This window comes from Arthrobacter sp. efr-133-R2A-120, from assembly GCF_030209835.1.
GTDB lineage: Bacteria > Actinomycetota > Actinomycetes > Actinomycetales > Micrococcaceae > Arthrobacter.
This window is the reverse complement of record NZ_JARVRF010000071.1, coordinates 1-1,007: the sequence shown is the minus strand read 5'-3', so window position 1 is coordinate 1,007 and position 1,007 is coordinate 1. Positions and strand designations below refer to the sequence as shown.

Here is a 1,007-nt window from a genome sequence, read left to right as displayed (position 1 = left end):
CGGACCGTGATCGCGGACCGCGGCAGCTCGACGGCGGGCAGCCGCGGGGAGTCCGAGAGCACCCAGGTGTCCTTGGACCCGCCGCCCTGGGAGGAGTTCACGATCAGCGAGCCTTCCTTCAAGGCCACCCGGGTCAGCCCGCCCGGCAGCACCCACACGTCGTCGCCGTCGTTGACCGCGAACGGACGCAAGTCCACGTGCCGGGGCCCGAACTTCTCCCCGGAGAGCGTGGGCACGGTGGAAAGCTGCAGCACCGGCTGCGCGATCCAGCCCCGCGGATCCGCCAACACCCGCTTCCGCAACGCCTCCAGCTCCTCGGCCGAGGCATCAGGACCGATCACCAGGCCCTTGCCCCCGGACCCGTCCACCGGCTTGACCACCAGTTCCCCGAGCCGGTCCAGGACCTGCTCCCGGGCCTCCTTCTCCTCCAGCCGGAACGTCTCCACGTTGGCGATCACCGGCTCCTCATGCAGGTAGTACCTGATCAGGTCCGGCACGTAGGAATAGACCAGCTTGTCATCGGCCACCCCGTTTCCAACGGCGTTCGCGATGGTCACTCCGCCCGCCCGGGCCGCGTTCACGAGTCCCGGACACCCCAGCATGGAATCGGAGCGGAACTGCAACGGATCCAGGAATTCGTCGTCGATCCGCTTGTAAATCACGTCCACCCGCTGTTCACCGGCCGTGGTGCGCATGTACACCCGGTTCCCCCGGCAGATCAGGTCCCTGCCCTCGACCAGCTCAACGCCCATCAACCCGGCCAGCAGCGTGTGCTCGAAGTAGGCGCTGTTGAACACCCCCGGCGTCAAGACCACCACGGTGGGATCATCGACCCCCGACGGCGCCGTCTTCCGCAACGCCGAGAGCAGACGGCGCGGGTATTCCTCGACCGGACGGATGTGCTGCTGCCCGAACGCCTCCGGCAAACCCTTCGCCATCGCCCGCCGGTTCTCCAGCACGTAGGACACCCCGGAAGGCACACGGACGTTGTCCTCCAGCACCCGGAA

At 67.8% G+C, this 1,007-nt stretch carries 1 protein-coding gene; it reads right to left on the bottom strand.

What is annotated here, in order from left to right; genetic code table 11:
- Positions 1–1,007 (bottom strand): circularly permuted type 2 ATP-grasp protein (locus QRN52_RS23025; protein WP_284756120.1); only part of this gene is annotated, 1,007 nt, incomplete at both ends.